Origin of the sequence: Iodidimonas sp. SYSU 1G8 (genome assembly GCF_039655775.1) — a bacterium.
GTDB lineage: Bacteria > Pseudomonadota > Alphaproteobacteria > SMXS01 > SMXS01 > RI-34.
Genome location: NZ_JBBYXJ010000002.1, coordinates 601795 through 616142 on the forward strand (window position 1 = coordinate 601795; position 14348 = coordinate 616142).

The window sequence follows — 14348 nt, forward strand, 5'->3', positions numbered from 1 at the left end:
GTCCTATGCCGACTTGGTGAAGTTGAGGTTCAGCTTGAGCAGACCCATCATGATGCCGGGCTGATGCTCGAACGTGTTGCCTTCGCCATATTCCAGGCTGTCGATCCGGTCGAGCAGCCGATCCCAGGCGATCTGCTGTTCCAGCCGCGAGATGCCGGCGCCGGGGCAGATGCGCGGACCCTGCGAGAAGGTCAGGTGACGGCCCACGCCCTTGCGGTCCAGCATGACGTCGTGCGGGCATTCGAACTCGTCCGGGTCCAGATTGCCGGCCGCCCAGCGCATGTGGAGAATGGAGCCCTTGGGCACTTTCACGCCCTGGAATTCCTCGTCCTGGATGGTGTAGCGGGTCGACAGGCCCTGCGTCGGCGCGCGCAGCCGCATGCCTTCCTCGGTAAAGGGCCGCAGCTTGGAGCGATCGTTCTTGATGGTCTTGAACAGATCGGGATCCTCGCACAGCAGCTGCGCCTGTTCGGCGATGGCGTACTGGGTGGTCTCCAGGCCGCCGATCAGCATGGCATAGACGATGCCGTTGATCTCGATGTCCGTCAGCTTGCGGTCGAGGGCCTTGTAGTGGACCTGGGTCAGGAACGAGATCATGTCGTCCTGCGGGTTCTTGCGCTTCTCGACGACCCAGTCGGCGACATATTCCTTGAAGCCGTCCAGAATCCTGAACTGTTCGGCGGTCTCCTCGGGGGTGAGGAGGTTGCGGTGGCCGCGCCCGTAGACGAAGGCAGCGACCTGCGCGGTGCCCCAGGTCTCCAGCTTCTTCAGGTCGGACAGGGGGAAGCCGAGCACGCTCGCCATCACCATCTGCGGCAGGGGGCGGGCGAACTCGTTGACGAAGTCCACCGTGCCGTTGTCGATCCAGTTGTCGATCAACTCATCCGCGAAACGGGTGATCATGGCGGTGTTCCGCGTGGCGCCGGGGCCGACCCACGGATCGGTCAGCTCCTGACGGTGCGAGCGCCACAGCTCCACGTTCGGGCGCAGGCTGAGAATCGAGACCTGCATGGCATTGAGCTGCGGGATGGTGCCGTCCGGATTGGGCTTGGGCTTGTCGGACAGGAAGGCCGGAAACCGAACCGGGTCCTTCACCACCAGCGAGATGTCCTCGTACTTGCTGAGGATGAAGCCGTCATGGTTTGGCGTGGTGCCTTCGCCGGGAATCCGGTGAACCGGCGCTTCCCTGTGCAGGATCGGATAGGCCTCGTACCAGTGCTCCTGCGCGCCGGGCGAGAACAGGTCCACGTCCCGCAGGGACATGGGGCACTTCATTTCGGTTTCCGCGGTGCGCGGCGTTGTCCTTGGCATCATGGTCTCCCGTTTTCGTCGCGGTCGTGCGGGGTTCAGTCCGCACAGTCATGACTGCAGGTGAACAGGATTGCGCGAAATTTGCAACCGGGATGACGGCCTTCCGCGCTAAGTGTCCTGCCACGGATCGAGCGACAGCAGGTCGGTAACGCCGCCAATGGCCGCCACATTGCTCGACGTCACCCGCTCGACGGCGAAGCGCGTCAAATAATGGGGGCCGCCGGCTTTCGGTCCGGTGCCCGAGCGGCCCTCGCCGCCAAACGGCTGGCTGCCGACCACGGCGCCGATCTGGTCGCGGTTGATGTAGATGTTGCCCACCTTCATGCGCCGCTCGACGCTCTCGATCACCGGCGGCAGGCGGGTGTGCAGCGACAGGGTCAGGCCGAAGCCGGTGGCGTTGATCTCGTCGCACAGGGCGTCCAGTTCGCTGGCCTCGTACGGCATCAGGTGCAGGACCGGGCCGAATATCTCCCGCTGCAGCGTTTCGCGTTCGGAAAACACGATCAGATGCGGCGCGAGGAAGCTTCCCTGTGGTGGAACCGTGGCCAAAGTGTGAACTTCCAGTGCCCGTTGGCGCATTTCCTCCACGTAGGCGGCAAGAGACCGGCGCGCGGACTCATCGATCACGGGGCCGATATCGGTCGCCAAATCCATCGGGTCGCCCAGCCGCAACTCGGCCATGGCGCCCTTCAGCAGGTCGAGAAAAGGCGCGAAGATATCGCGCTGGACATAGGCGACGCGGGCCGCCGAACAGCGCTGTCCGGCGCTGTCGAAGGCCGAACGCACCAGGTCGACAACGGCGCGTTCCAGGAATGCGCTCGAGTCGATGATCATGGCGTTGACGCCGCCGGTCTCGGCGATCAGCGGAATGATCGGCCCGTCGCGCCCGGCAACGGCCCGATGGATGGAGGCGGCGGTCTCCGATGATCCGGTGAAGGCGATCCCGGCGACTCGCGTATCCGCCGCCAGCGCGCCGCCGACAAGGCTGCCGCTGCCCGGCACGAAGTGGAGGATATCCGCGGGAATCCCGGCGTCCAGCAGCAGCCGGACGGCGGTGAACGCGACCAGCGGGGTCTGGCCGGCAGGTTTGGCGAGCACGGCGTTTCCAGCCGCGAGCGCCGCCGCGACCTGTCCGGTGAAGATGGCGAGGGGGAAGTTCCAGGGGCTGATGCAGGCGAACACGCCGCGTCCGTGCAGACGCAGCCGGTTCTGCTCGCCCACCGGACCGGGCAGGTCCAGCGGCGCGCCGAACAGCCGGCGGGCTTCGGCGGCGTAGTAGCGCAGGAAATCCACGGCCTCGCGCACCTCGGCGAGCGCATTGGGCACCGTCTTGCCGCCCTCGCGCACGCACAGCGCCATCAGCAGGGCCCGGTCACGCTCGAACAGATCGGCGGCACGCTCGAGAATGGCCGCCCGCCGCTCACCGCCCATCAGGTCCCAGCGCGGCGCGGCGTCCACGGCGAGCGCCAGCGCGCGGTCCACATCGTCCAGGCTGGCATCGGCGGTCCGGCCGACGATCCGCGACGGATCGGACGGGTCCATCACGTCACGCCGCGGTGGACCGGCCTTGCCGCCGACCAGGGGGCCTGCCTCGGGCGCCTCGGCCAGCGCCTCGGCCATTTCCTCGCGGATGTCGTCGGAGAACGGCGGCTCGGAAACGAGCAGGCCCCGCGCGTTGCGGCGATCCGCCCCGTAGAGACGCGGTGGCGGCGGTATGGCCGGATGGGGTTTGCTGCGAAGGGCGGCCATGGCCTCGACCGGATCGGCGACGACGGCATCGATGGGGACACCGTCATCGGCAAGCCGATTGACGAAGGAGGTGTTCGCGCCGTTCTCCAGCAGACGCCGTACGAAATAGGGCAGCAGGGTTTCGTGACTGCCGACCGGTGCGTAGATTCGCGAGGCGATGCCCAGGGTGTCCAGCACCTCCTCGTGCAGCGCATCGCCCATGCCGAACAGGCGCTGGAACTCGAAATCGCGCCGGCCGCCGGCCATGGCGTGGATCGCGGCGACGGTATGGGCGTTGTGCGTCGCGAACTGGGCCACGAAAAACTCGGGCGCGGCCAGCATCTGGCGGGCGCAGGCCAGATAGGAGACGTCGGTGGCCCCCTTGCGGGTGAAGACGGGATAATCGTCGTGGCCGGCCTGCTGAGCGAGCTTGATCTCGCTGTCCCAATAGGCGCCCTTGACCAGCCGGACGGGCCAGCGCCGGCCCTGCGCCCGGCCACGCGCCGCCAGCCAATCCAGCACCGCCGGGGCGCGTTTGCCATAGGCCTGGACGGCGAGGCCGAGGCCGTCCCAGCCGCGCACGCCCGGATGCGCGCTGGCGGCGGCGAGCAGCCGAAGCGACAGGTCGAGGCGGTTCGATTCCTCGGCATCCAGCGTCAGGATGATCCGCGCCTCGCGGGCCGCGCCCGCCAGCGCGATCAGGCGGGGCAGCACCTCGGCCATGACCCGCTCCCGCTGCGCGGGGTCGTATCGAGGCGACAGGGCCGACAGCTTGACGGAAATGCCCGGGCTGGTGAGTGGATCGAAGCCGGGCGCGCCGCGGCCAACAGCGGCGATGGCGTCGAGATACCGGGTCATGAAGGCCTCGGCCTGCGCGGCGGTCAGCGCCGCCTCGCCCAGCATGTCGAACGAGAACCGGTAGCCGCGTTCCTCCCAGTCCGAAGCCGCGCGCAGCGCGTCCTCGATGGTTTCACCGATCACGAACTTGCGGGCCAGCAGCAGCATCGCCTGACGGATGGCGGCGCGCACCACGGGCTCGCCGCTGCGTCCGGCCAGGCGGGAGAGAAGGCTCAGCGGATCGCGGCCGTCATCCCGCGCCAGCCGCAGCACCCTGGCGCCGAGCATCAGGCCGAAGGTGGAGGCGTTGACCAGCAGCGAGTCCGAGCCGAGATGGGTCCGCCAGGCGGCCGAGCCGATGCGGCTTTCGATCAGGGCATCGGCGGTCGCGGCATCGGGGATGCGCAGCAGCGCCTCGGCCACGCAGAGCAGCGCCACGCCTTCTTCCGTGGCCAGATCGTATTCCTGCATGAAGCGGTCGATACCGCCGGGCCGCCGCCTGCCGCCGCGCGCGGCCTCGACGAGGCGCCGCGCGGTCCGGTCCGTCAGGGCGGCTTCCGCGCCGCTCAGTCGGGCGCGGGGAAGCAGCGCCTCGACGCACGCGCTTTCATCCTCGAGATAGATCGCGGCGATGGCCTCCAGCCCGGGGTCGTCCGTGTTCGCCATGTGCTCGGGATGCTGCATGCTCTTGACATAGCGCGGCTCAGGCCATGCTCAACTCGCGCCAGCGGCGCTGGAGATGGGCGTGTTCGTCCATCACCGTGTTCCAGCAGGTGATCCGCCCGATCCGGTCCCAGAGCGGGCCGCCGAAGCGGCTGTCGCCGGGCTGGGCGGATACGTTGCCATAGGGGTCGGTGATCGGCTCGGCCGCCGGTTTGCCCTCGTACCAGAAGTTCCATTCGCTGGCGGTCAGGAACCAGGGCACGCTGCCGGGCACCGGACTGTAATAACCTTCCCGGGCGATGAACGCGCCGGCCCAGCCCGCATTGTACCAGTTGAGGTACTGGTAGGCCGCCTCCAGCGTCGGCCCGGTCACATGCCGCATGATGGAGAGGCCGGCCGCCCAGCCCCTGTAGCCCTCGGCAAGGCCCGGATAGCCGCATCTGACGCCCCGCGAGCGGGCCCGGGCGATGGCGGGCGCCCACATGGACTGGATCACCACCTCGCCGGACTCCATCAGGTCGACCGAATCCTCGAAGCGCTGCCAGAGATTGGCGAAATGGCCCGACCGCCGCAGGCCGATCAGCTGGTCGACCGTCCGGTCGATCTCGCCGCGCGTCATGTTGCCCTTGTCCGCGTAGATCATCAGGCCGGCCGCTTCCAGCGCCATGGCCGCGTCCAGAATGCCGATGGTGGGAATGTCGACCAGACCGGCGCGGCCCGCGAACTCACTGCTCAGCAGATCGGCCCAGCTCGTCACCGGCCGCTCGACAAGATCGGTGCGTACCCCCAGCGTATCGGCGTTCAGCATGTGGGGCACCATGGCGATCAGGTCGCGGGGTCCGTCGGCGAAGCGGGTGCTGTCGGCGGCGTCCAGATACTGGACGGTATAGGGGTTGGTGCCGACACGGGATGTCGCCGTGCCGTCGGGCAGGGTGCCCTGCGTGAAGATCGGCAGTGTCCAGTCCCACCACAGGTAGCGGTCCAGTGGTATTCCCTGCAACACGCCGTGGGGCAGCACCAGACGATACGCCCAGTGATCGAGGTCGAAGATATCCATGGTCTCCGGACGGTTGATCGCCCGGTCGATCAGGGTGTCCTCGTCCTCCACATGCATCTCGATGCGAAACCCCAGATCCTTTTCCGCCTGAAGCGCGATCTGGCCAATGGCCGAATAGCTCGGCCCGTAATGGCGAAGGGTGACGTCCCGGAATTTCTGGTCCCAGAAGATGGGGCCGGTATGTGCGTTCTTGTCCATTGGCGTCGCCCCCTGGCACGACGGAAACGCGGGGCCGCGACGGCACCCGGCTACCCCATGCCGCAAGCGTCTCCAATCCCGCCGGGCAGATCAACTGGTTTGTGCGAGCGGCCCGGAGTGCCGGTGCCTATCCCTGGATGAAGGCCAGCAGATCTTCGTTGAAACGGTCCTGATGGGTCTGGGCCAGCCCGTGCGGCGCGCCCTCGTAAATCTTGAGGACGGCGCCGGGGACGATCTTGGCGGACATCAGCGCCGAGGCGCCGATGGGCACGATCTGGTCGTCGTCGCCATGCACGATCAGGGTGGGAATATCGAACTTGCGGAGGTCCTCGGTGTAGTCCACTTCCGAGAACTCGCGGATACAGTCCAGTTGCCCCTTCAGGCCGCCCATCATGCCCTGCAGCCAGAAGGAATCGCGGATGCCTTCCGACAGCACCGCGCCCTCGCGGTTGTAGCCGTAGAACGGCGTGACAAGGTCTTTGTAGAATTGGGCGCGGTTGTCGTAGGTGCCTTTGCGGATGCCGTCGAACACCTCCAGGGGCAGCCCGCCCGGATTGGCGTCGGTCTTCAGCATCAGGGGCGGTACGGCGCCCAGCAGCACCGCCTTGGCGACCCGGCTGGTGCCGTGGCGGCCGATATAGTGGGCGACTTCGCCGCCGCCGGTCGAATGACCGACCATGATGGCGTCCTTCAGGTCGAGCGCCTCGAACAGATCGGCCAGATCGTCTGCGTACTGGTCCATGTGGTTGCCATCCCAGGTCTGGTCGGAACGGCCGTGGCTGCGGCGGTCATGGGCGATGACCCGGTAGCCGGCCTTGCCGAGGAAGACCATCTGGGCATCCCAGGCATCGGCGCTCAGCGGCCAGCCGTGAGAGAACACGACGGGCTGTCCCGTGCCCCAGTCCTTGTAGAAAATCGACGTGCCGTCCTTGGTCGTGATGGTGCTCATGGCGATCCTCGCGCATCGGTGCAGACGATGGAAATGAGTGTGGCCGAGTCGCCTGGCGCGCGCCATCCCCCGGATGACGTAGACCCGCCGCCGAGGCGTTTCAGCGGGCCCGCTGAAAATCCCGGTTTACGCCGTGGGCGAAGCAGCCGAGACTGCGGGCCTGTCAAAGGGGAGAGTTCATGCGCTGGTACCATGGCTGGAACGTGCTCGCGGCGGCAATCGTCTTTCAGGCGCTGATGATCGGGATCGTGTTCTATGGCTTCACCGTCTGGGCCACGCCGTGGATCGACGAATTCCAGGTGGGCCACGGCCTGCTCATGACGGCCAATGCCGGCGCGACGCTGGCCACGGGCGCGCTGATGCTGATCGCGGGCCGGGCGATGGACCGCTATCCCATGCGGCTTCTCATCATCGGCGGCACGCTGCTGCTGGCGACGGGCATGGTGCTGATCGCGCAGGCGACCGCCATGTGGCAGATCATCGGCCTCTACACGACGCTGATCGCGGCGGGTTATGCGTTCTCGACCACGCTGGCCGGTCAGGTTCTCGCCGCCAAATGGTTTCCGGACCGTGTCGGTTTCGCCGTGGGTCTTGTCTCCCTGGGATCGTCGCTGGGCGGTATCGTCATGCCGCCCCTGCTCGCGACCCTGCTGGTCCGCTACGGCTGGCGCGACGCCAACATGATGCTTGCCGCCGTGGTTGTCGCGGTCGTGGTGCCGCTGGTCTGGTTCGTCGTCCGGTTCCCGCGGCCCGGCGAGGCGCGGGCGGCGCCGCAGGACGCGGGAGCACCCGCGCCGGCCGCGGACGAGTCACCGTGGGAATTTGGCGCCGTCTTGCGCGAGCCGACTTTCTGGATCATCGGGTTCGCCTTCTTCGGCACCAGCATCGCGTCCTACGCCTTCCTCACCAGCATCGGGCCGTATTCCCATGAACTGGGCATCGACCCCCAGGCCATGTCGCTGCTGATTCCGGTGCTCGCGGTGGCGGGCATCGCGGGCCGTCTGGTCCTGGGCGCGATGGCCGACCGGGTCGACCCGCGCTATCCCTACTGGCTTGCCACCGCGATCATCTGGGGCACGCTCCTTCTGACGCTGGGGCATCCCAGCTATGCGATGATGATCGTGATCAGCGGGCTCATCGGGCTTGGTGCCGGCGGTCTGCTGCCGGTCTGCTGCACCATCGTCAACCAAAAGTTCGGCGCGCGCTCGTTCAGCCGGGTGATGGGCATGGCGACACCGTTCTTCTCGCTCGCCGCCGCCAGCGGGCCGGTGCTGTCGGGGCAGATCCGCGATATCGCCGGGAATTATTCGGCGGCCTTCGCCGTTTATCTGGCCGTCCTGCCGCTGGCTGCCGCGACCATGTTCTTTCTGCACCGCCGCCCCATGCGCCGGCCCGCGCCGCTGGTTTCGATGGCGGCGGAATGACGGGAGGAATTGATCGGGCTACGATACCCCGGTAAGGTATGAACATGGCGCATGCATCGCATCAGGACACCATTCCCCGGCTCAAGCGGGTCGAGGGACAGGTGCGCGGGATCATCCGGATGATCGAGGAGGAGCGCTATTGCATGGATATCCTGATCCAGGTGCAAGCGGTCAAGGCGGCGCTCGCCAAGGTCGAGGCCGAGGTGCTCAGGCAGCATGCCGGCCATTGCGTCGAGGACGCCATCCGGAGCGGCGATGCCGCCGAACAGCGGCGCCTGTTCACCGAACTCGCCGAGCTTATGGGCAAGTTCCGCGGCTAGAGAATCTCCAGCACCGCTTCCGGCGGCCGGCCGAGGCGCGCCTTGCCGCCCGCGATCACGATGGGCCGCTCGATCAGGATTGGATGCGCGACCATGGCCGCGACCAATTCGCCGCGGCTGAGGGCCGGATTGTCGAGCGCGAGGTCCTTGTAGGGCGCTTCCTGCTTGCGCATGACCTCGCGCGGCTCCAGACCCAGCTTGGTGAGGATACCGTCCATGGCCTCGGCGGAGGGCGGCGTCTTCAGATACTCGATGACGTCGGGCGTGATGCCCCGTTCCTGGATCAGCGCGAGGGTCTGACGGGATTTGGAGCATCGGGGATTGTGCAGGATGGTCACGGTCACGGCTTGCCTCTCGTCCAAAGTTCACCGCATCAATACACGAACATGCCGCCGAGAGCACGAGCAGGCATTGAGACTTATTATCGCCGGGTAATTGACACTCATTCGCATCGCGATATATACAGGGTCATCTCGGAGAGCGAATCGAATGTACGTCTGCATCTGTAACGCCTTACGCGAAACCCAGGTCCGCCAGATGGCTGTCGAAAAGCCGAAGGCGACCGCGGAAGAGATTTACGCCGCCCTTGGCGTCGATCCGGACTGCGGCACCTGCCTGTATTACGCGCAAGACGTGATCGATGCCGAACGCGCCAAGCTCGCCGCTCCGGTGGAGTTGGTGTCGCTCTAACAACCCGTCCATCAGCCTGGGGGTTTGACCTGGCTGGGGAGCGGGCCTATCCTGTTGTCTTGACGTCAAGGATTCAAGGAGCGCACCCATGCAGGGCGACAAGAAGGTCATTCAGTTTCTCAATCTGGCCCTGAAAAACGAGTTGACCGCCATCAACCAGTACTTTCTTCATGCGCGCATGCTGACCAATTGGGGTCTGAAGAAGCTCGGCGATTACGAGTACGAAGAATCCATCGACGAGATGAAGCACGCGGACAGGCTGATCAACCGCATCCTGTTCCTCGAAGGCCTGCCCAACCTGCAGGATCTGGGCCGCCTCCGGATCGGCGAGACCGTTCCCGAACTGCTGAAGGCCGATCTGGACACCGAACTGGAAGCCGTGCCGCTGCTGAAGGACGCCATCGCCCATTGCGAGACGGTGCGCGACTACATCTCCCGCGAACTGTTCGAGGATATCCTGGAGTCCGAGGAAGAGCACATCGACTTCCTGGAAACCCAGCTGGACCTGATCGAAAAGGTGGGCCTGCAGAACTACCAGCAGTCGCAGATGGGCAGCCCCGGCGACGAGTGATCTCTCCGCGCGGACGGTCGGTTATCGGCTTTCGGTACCGACCGCCTGCGCGATGTTGGTAAAGCCATCCCGGCGCAGCAGTGCGGTCAGGTCACGCTTGATCCGCCGCACCAGCCCGGGACCTTCGAACACCAGCGCCGTGTATAGCTGGATGACCGCCGCGCCGGCGCGAATGCGGTCGTAGGCGTCCTGACCCGACGCGATGCCCCCCACGCCCACCAGCGGAATCCTTCCGCCCGTCAGCGCCCGCATGCGGCGAAGATTGTCGAGCGCCATGGTGCGGAGCGGCGCGCCGGACAGGCCGCCCGATTCCTCGCGCAGTGGGCTCCGCAGCGCGCCGGGGCGGCCGATGGTGGTGTTGCCCACGATCAGGCCGTCGATGTCGTAGTGGACCGCCAGCTCGGCGATGTCCTCGCATTCGGCCGGGCTCAGGTCCGGGGCCAGCTTCACCAGCAGCGGCGGGCGGCGGACCTTGCTCATCTGCTCGCGCACCGCTAGCAGCCTGTCCAGCAGCGGCTTCAGCGCGTCGCGCGTCTGCAGCGACCGCAGGCCGGGCGTATTCGGCGACGAGATGTTGATGGTGTAGTAGTCGCCCAGTCCGGAAAACCGTTTCAGACCGTTGCAGTAATCCTCGATCCAGTCCTCTGACGTCTTGTTGGCGCCGATGTTGATGCCGATCTTGCCCATGCGCGAGGCGGCGCGACGCTCCGACAGTCGGCGGGTGACGATGTCGGCGCCGTCATTGGCGAAGCCGATGCGATTGATGACGGCCTCGTCCTCCATGAGACGGAAGATGCGCGGCACCGGATTGCCCTGCTGCGGCTTCGGCGTCACCGTGCCCACCTCGACGAAGCCGAAGCCCAGCTTCAGCATGGCATCGGGAACTTCGGCGTTCTTGTCGAAGCCCGCGGCCAGGCCGACCGGATTGGGCAGCCGGATGCCCATGAACACCGTCTCCAGCTCGGGCGCGTCGTCGCCGCCGCCCAGCAGCGCCGCGAGCGGCGACTTCAGCAGTTTCAGGGTCAGCCGGTGCGCCTTCTCGGCGTCCAGCTTCATCATCATCGGACGGATCAGCGCGTAGGCATCAAGCATCGACTACGCCTCCCGGAAAGCGGTGGCCCTCCCCATCGTACCACGGCAACGGATCGATGCGGATCACGGCCTCCAGGGGAAGGGGCCCGTAGAGATGGGGAAACAGCGCGCCGCCGCGCGAGGCTTCCCATTTGAGCGCGCCCACGGGCAGCCGCCCGGCGTCGACCGTCACCAGCACAAGGTCGGTCTGGCCGGCGAAGTGCTTCGCGGCGGTCTCGGCCACCTGCGGCGCCGTCGAAAAATGGATGAAGCCATCCCGTGCGTCGACGGACGACCCCTCGTAGCGACCGCGCTCGGCGGCGGCCGTCCACTCGGCGTGGGTGCATATCTTGTAGATCGGATGGGCCATTTCGCCGGGACCGTAGCGCAACCCGCCCTGGCTGAACAGCGTCCATTCAGCAGGGTCGGGCGCTAATTTGTCGAGGGTGAGGGCGCCGCGCCAGCGCGCTTACTGGCTCGCCACCGCCGCCGGCTTCTCGAACAGGGTCGGCGAGTCGAAATACGCGCCATTGGGCAGCTTGTGATGTCCCCATTGCCGCGGCGCATGGCCGCCGCCGGGAATCAGCACGCCTTCCGGGCCGAACAGGCTGTGGGTTTCGCCGGCGCTGCGGTAGAGGCGCAGCAAACGGTCATACTGGGTCAGGACGTAGAGATTGCGCGTCTGGCCGCTCCAGGCGCCGACATGGCTGATCGTCCGGGTGCTGGCATCCACCGTAACGGCCACGCGGTCGCCGTCTGGAACCTCGGGGATCGCGACCGCGCCCGGCGCGGTGAGTCCGGCGCCGGCCAGCAGCAGATAGCCGCTGCCATCGGTGCGGATGCTGTCATAGGCCAGCGGACGTCCATCCGGCCCGATGGTCACGCGCCAGATCAGCCCGTCCACGGGCTGCGCCTTGAACCAGACCACGTAACTGATCTGCAGCAGGGCCTGGCCCTTGAACTTGGTATTGGTCACCAGCGTGTAGGCCGCGGCCACCTCCGAACTGGTCGCCGGTTTGCCCTCGCGCCATTCCGGCAGCACCAGCGCGTCGTCGGCCCGGCCGTTCACCACCCAGACGGGCGCGAAGGCGGCGATGAGCCGTTCGGTGACGTCTTCCTTGGGCTGGGGAATGCGCAGCGCGTCCGTGCGGGCGGTCTCGACCACCAGCTTGACCGCGTGCGGCGACATGGTGAGGCCCGCGGCGGGCGCGAACACCGAGGCGTCGGGGCTCGTCTCGCGCGGGGCGGTGAGCGCCGCCAGCTGCTCCTTCGACCAGGATGTCGGACGCGCGGGAGCGGGATCCTCACCGGTCACCTTGGCGCGCGGGGGCAGCGCCTGATGGGCTTCCTTCTTCTGATGGTCGAAGGCGCGCATGGTCTCGGCGCAGGCTTCCACGGTCTGCATGGGATCGCGGCCGAGGCGCGCGAACAGGACACCGCGCTGATACGCCGGCAGATTGCCGATCTCGATCGCCCGGGCCTGCTTGTCGGCCTCGACCAGACGGCCGATCCATTCGGTCTTCTGGGCCGGCTGGAACTTGGTGAAGTCGTAGCTGGCGAGGAAGCGGTCGATGCGGAAATAGGGGAAGCCCTCGATCCGGGCATAGCCGCTATCCGCGACGCCGGCCTGCTGCACCACCGAGTCGATCGCCTCGTACTCGACGAGGCAGCGTTCCACGGCGGGATCGCCGGTGCGCCAGCCAATGGGTGAGAACCCCGCCAGACCGGCGGCGGCGACGATGACCAAACCGACTTTCAGCACTCCGGACTCCTTGTACCCGCCCTGTTTGGCGGGCTTCTTAAACGTCATGGCTCTGCCGCCGGGAATCCAGCGAAAAAACAGGGCCGTTGTGACAACGGCCAGGCCGCGCCGGGGTTTCGCCCGGCACCGGCAATAGGTTGTTATGATTTGCAAAGCACCGTCAAGATGCGCGGCAATGGGCTATTCAGCCCGCCAGCCTGCCATCCAGGGCCTTCGCCAGCAGCGCGCGGCTGTTGTCGAGGCCGTACAGGGCGAAGAACGAGCCCATGCGCGGTCCCTGGCTCTGGCCCAACAGCGTCTCGTACAGTGCCTTGAACCAATCGCGCAGCGGCTCGAAGCCGTGCGCCTTGCCGATGGCGTAGACCTCGTTCTGGATGTCCTCGGCGGTCGCGCCGGCGGCCAGGCCGTCGAGCGCCGCGGCCAGGTCGGACAGCGCCGCGCGCTCGCGATCGTCGGGCTGGCGGAACTGCTTCGCCGGCTTCACGAAATCGTCGTAATAGGCCACGGCGTAGCGCACCAGCCGGTCGAGCAGCGGATGGGTTCGCGGCGAGGCGCCGGGCGCGTAGCGGCTGATGAAGCCCCACAGGGTCGCCGGGTCCTCGGAATTGCTGGCGCTGACCAGGTTGAGCAGCAGGCCGAAGGTGACGGGCACCTCCTCGCGCGGCGGGTTGCCGGCATGGATGTGCCAGACCGGATTGTTCAGCTTTTCCTCGGGCGCGGTCTGCCGGTGATAGGCGTCGAGGAAGCTGATGTACTCGTCCACCGCCTTCGGGATCACGTCGAAATACAGCCGCTTGGCCTTGCGGGGCGACTGGAACATGTACAGCGACAGGCTCTCGGCCGGTGCGTAGCGCAGCCATTCCTCGATGCTCAGCCCGTTGCCGCGCGACTTGGAGATTTTCTCGCCGTTCTCGTCGAGGAACAGTTCGTAGTTGAAGCCTTCCGGCGGCGTGCCGCCCAGCACCGTGCAGATCCGGCTGGACAGGCGCACCGAGTCGATCAGGTCCTTGCCGGCCATTTCGTAATGCACGCCGAGCGCCACCCAGCGCATGGCCCAGTCCGCCTTCCACTGTAGCTTGCAGTGGCCGCCGGTCACCGGCACCGTGATGCGCGCGCCGTCCTGCTCGTAGGTGACCGTGCCCGCGTCCACGTCGCGGTCGATGATCGGCACCTGCAACACCTGCCCCGTGGTCGGGCAGACCGGCAGGAACGGGCTGTAGGTGGCGCGCCGGTCCGGGCCGAGCGTGGGCAGGATCACGTTGATGACGTCGTCATAGTGGCGCAGCACGCTGAGGAGCGTCTCGTCGAACCGGCCGCTCTTGTAGCAGTCGGTCGCGCTCATGAATTCGTACTCGAAGCCGAATTCGTCCAGGAAGGCGCGCAGCCGGGCGTTGTTGTGGGCGCCGAAGCTGGAATGGGTGCCGAACGGGTCGGGTACCTGGGTCAGCGGCTTGCCCAGATGGGGCGCCATCTCTTCCCGGTTCGGGATGTTGTCGGGCACCTTGCGCAGCCCGTCCATGTCGTCCGAGAACGCGATCAGCCGGGTCGGAATGTCCGACAGGGTCGCGAAGGCGTGCCGGACCATTGTGGTGCGCGCGACCTCGCCGAAGGTGCCGATATGGGGCAGGCCGGACGGACCATAACCGGTCTCGAAGATGACGGCGTCGGGCTTCGTGCCGGTCTTCTCGAAACGGTCGACCAGCTTGCGGGCTTCCTCGAAGGGCCAGGCCTTGCTGTTCAGGGCGATATCGCGAAGATCGGACATGG

General features: G+C 66.8%; 13 protein-coding genes. 4 read left to right on the forward strand and 9 right to left on the reverse strand.

Annotated elements, in window-relative coordinates:
* Positions 1 to 3 precede the first annotated feature (3 nt).
* The 4 genes from WJU17_RS13925 to WJU17_RS13940 all read right to left on the reverse strand — a co-directional run bounded on the left by WJU17_RS13925 (position 4) and on the right by WJU17_RS13940 (position 6743).
* Positions 4 to 1314 carry a cytochrome P450 gene (locus tag WJU17_RS13925; RefSeq protein ID WP_346328004.1) on the reverse strand — a complete coding sequence of 437 codons (1311 nt, stop codon included), beginning with the start codon at positions 1312 to 1314 and terminating at the stop codon, positions 4 to 6.
* A gap of 105 nt (positions 1315 to 1419) precedes the next feature.
* The gene (gene putA, locus WJU17_RS13930) at positions 1420 to 4560 is read right to left on the reverse strand and encodes a bifunctional proline dehydrogenase/L-glutamate gamma-semialdehyde dehydrogenase PutA (RefSeq protein ID WP_346328005.1); all 3141 of its coding nucleotides are present in this window, start codon (positions 4558 to 4560) and stop codon (positions 1420 to 1422) included.
* 19 nt (positions 4561 to 4579) lie between these two features.
* Entirely contained in the window at positions 4580 to 5794 is a 1215-nt protein-coding gene (locus WJU17_RS13935; RefSeq protein WP_346328006.1) for an extracellular solute-binding protein, read from the reverse strand.
* Positions 5795 to 5921: 127 nt separating this feature from the next.
* Positions 5922 to 6743, reverse strand: coding sequence for an alpha/beta hydrolase (locus WJU17_RS13940; protein ID WP_346328007.1), 822 nt, complete (start codon positions 6741 to 6743; stop codon positions 5922 to 5924).
* Positions 6744 to 6922: 179 nt separating this feature from the next.
* Between WJU17_RS13940 and WJU17_RS13945 the strand changes: the two genes are divergently transcribed.
* On the forward strand, positions 6923 to 8167 hold the full coding sequence (locus WJU17_RS13945) for an MFS transporter (protein WP_346328008.1): 1245 nt from the start codon (positions 6923 to 6925) through the stop codon (positions 8165 to 8167).
* 44 nt (positions 8168 to 8211) lie between these two features.
* Positions 8212 to 8487 carry a metal-sensitive transcriptional regulator gene (locus tag WJU17_RS13950; protein WP_346328009.1) on the forward strand — a complete coding sequence of 92 codons (276 nt, stop codon included), beginning with the start codon at positions 8212 to 8214 and terminating at the stop codon, positions 8485 to 8487.
* On the opposite strand, the gene arsC is transcribed toward WJU17_RS13950, so the two are convergent.
* A complete protein-coding gene (gene arsC, locus WJU17_RS13955; RefSeq protein WP_346328010.1) occupies positions 8484 to 8831 on the reverse strand; it encodes an arsenate reductase (glutaredoxin) in 348 nt (115 codons plus the stop codon). The two genes, WJU17_RS13950 and arsC, sit on opposite strands and share 4 nt — an antisense overlap.
* A gap of 145 nt (positions 8832 to 8976) precedes the next feature.
* On the opposite strand from arsC, the gene WJU17_RS13960 reads away from it, so the two are divergent.
* Positions 8977 to 9177, forward strand: a complete 201-nt coding sequence (locus WJU17_RS13960) for a (2Fe-2S)-binding protein (RefSeq protein WP_346328011.1) — start codon at positions 8977 to 8979, stop codon at positions 9175 to 9177.
* Positions 9178 to 9265: 88 nt separating this feature from the next.
* Positions 9266 to 9748 carry a bacterioferritin gene (bfr, locus tag WJU17_RS13965; RefSeq protein ID WP_346328012.1) on the forward strand — a complete coding sequence of 161 codons (483 nt, stop codon included), beginning with the start codon at positions 9266 to 9268 and terminating at the stop codon, positions 9746 to 9748.
* Between the two features lie 21 nt (positions 9749 to 9769).
* Here bfr and WJU17_RS13970 read toward each other — a convergent pair whose 3' ends face one another.
* The 4 genes from WJU17_RS13970 to WJU17_RS13985 form a co-directional block, all read right to left on the reverse strand.
* Positions 9770 to 10840: a quinone-dependent dihydroorotate dehydrogenase gene (locus WJU17_RS13970; protein WP_346328013.1), complete on the reverse strand. Its 1071-nt coding sequence runs from the start codon at positions 10838 to 10840 to the stop codon at positions 9770 to 9772.
* The gene (locus tag WJU17_RS13975; protein ID WP_346328956.1) at positions 10833 to 11189 is read right to left on the reverse strand and encodes a DUF952 domain-containing protein; all 357 of its coding nucleotides are present in this window, start codon (positions 11187 to 11189) and stop codon (positions 10833 to 10835) included. Before WJU17_RS13975 ends, WJU17_RS13970 begins: the two co-directional genes overlap by 8 nt.
* 99 nt (positions 11190 to 11288) lie before the next feature.
* Positions 11289 to 12581 carry a hypothetical protein gene (locus tag WJU17_RS13980; protein WP_346328014.1) on the reverse strand — a complete coding sequence of 431 codons (1293 nt, stop codon included), beginning with the start codon at positions 12579 to 12581 and terminating at the stop codon, positions 11289 to 11291.
* Positions 12582 to 12765: 184 nt separating this feature from the next.
* Positions 12766 to 14346, reverse strand: coding sequence for a lysine--tRNA ligase (locus WJU17_RS13985; protein ID WP_346328015.1), 1581 nt, complete (start codon positions 14344 to 14346; stop codon positions 12766 to 12768).
* Positions 14347 to 14348: the final 2 nt, after the last annotated feature.

Coding starts and splice junctions, on each gene's coding strand:
- WJU17_RS13925 (WP_346328004.1), bottom strand. CDS start 1,314: ATGATGCCAAGGACAACGCCGCGCACCGCGGAAACCGAAATGAAGTGC.
- putA (WP_346328005.1), bottom strand. CDS start 4,560: ATGCAGCATCCCGAGCACATGGCGAACACGGACGACCCCGGGCTGGAG.
- WJU17_RS13935 (WP_346328006.1), bottom strand. CDS start 5,794: ATGGACAAGAACGCACATACCGGCCCCATCTTCTGGGACCAGAAATTC.
- WJU17_RS13940 (WP_346328007.1), bottom strand. CDS start 6,743: ATGAGCACCATCACGACCAAGGACGGCACGTCGATTTTCTACAAGGAC.
- WJU17_RS13945 (WP_346328008.1), top strand. CDS start 6,923: ATGCGCTGGTACCATGGCTGGAACGTGCTCGCGGCGGCAATCGTCTTT.
- WJU17_RS13950 (WP_346328009.1), top strand. CDS start 8,212: ATGGCGCATGCATCGCATCAGGACACCATTCCCCGGCTCAAGCGGGTC.
- WJU17_RS13960 (WP_346328011.1), top strand. CDS start 8,977: ATGTACGTCTGCATCTGTAACGCCTTACGCGAAACCCAGGTCCGCCAG.
- bfr (WP_346328012.1), top strand. CDS start 9,266: ATGCAGGGCGACAAGAAGGTCATTCAGTTTCTCAATCTGGCCCTGAAA.
- WJU17_RS13970 (WP_346328013.1), bottom strand. CDS start 10,840: ATGCTTGATGCCTACGCGCTGATCCGTCCGATGATGATGAAGCTGGAC.
- WJU17_RS13975 (WP_346328956.1), bottom strand. CDS start 11,189: ATGGCCCATCCGATCTACAAGATATGCACCCACGCCGAGTGGACGGCC.
- WJU17_RS13985 (WP_346328015.1), bottom strand. CDS start 14,346: ATGTCCGATCTTCGCGATATCGCCCTGAACAGCAAGGCCTGGCCCTTC.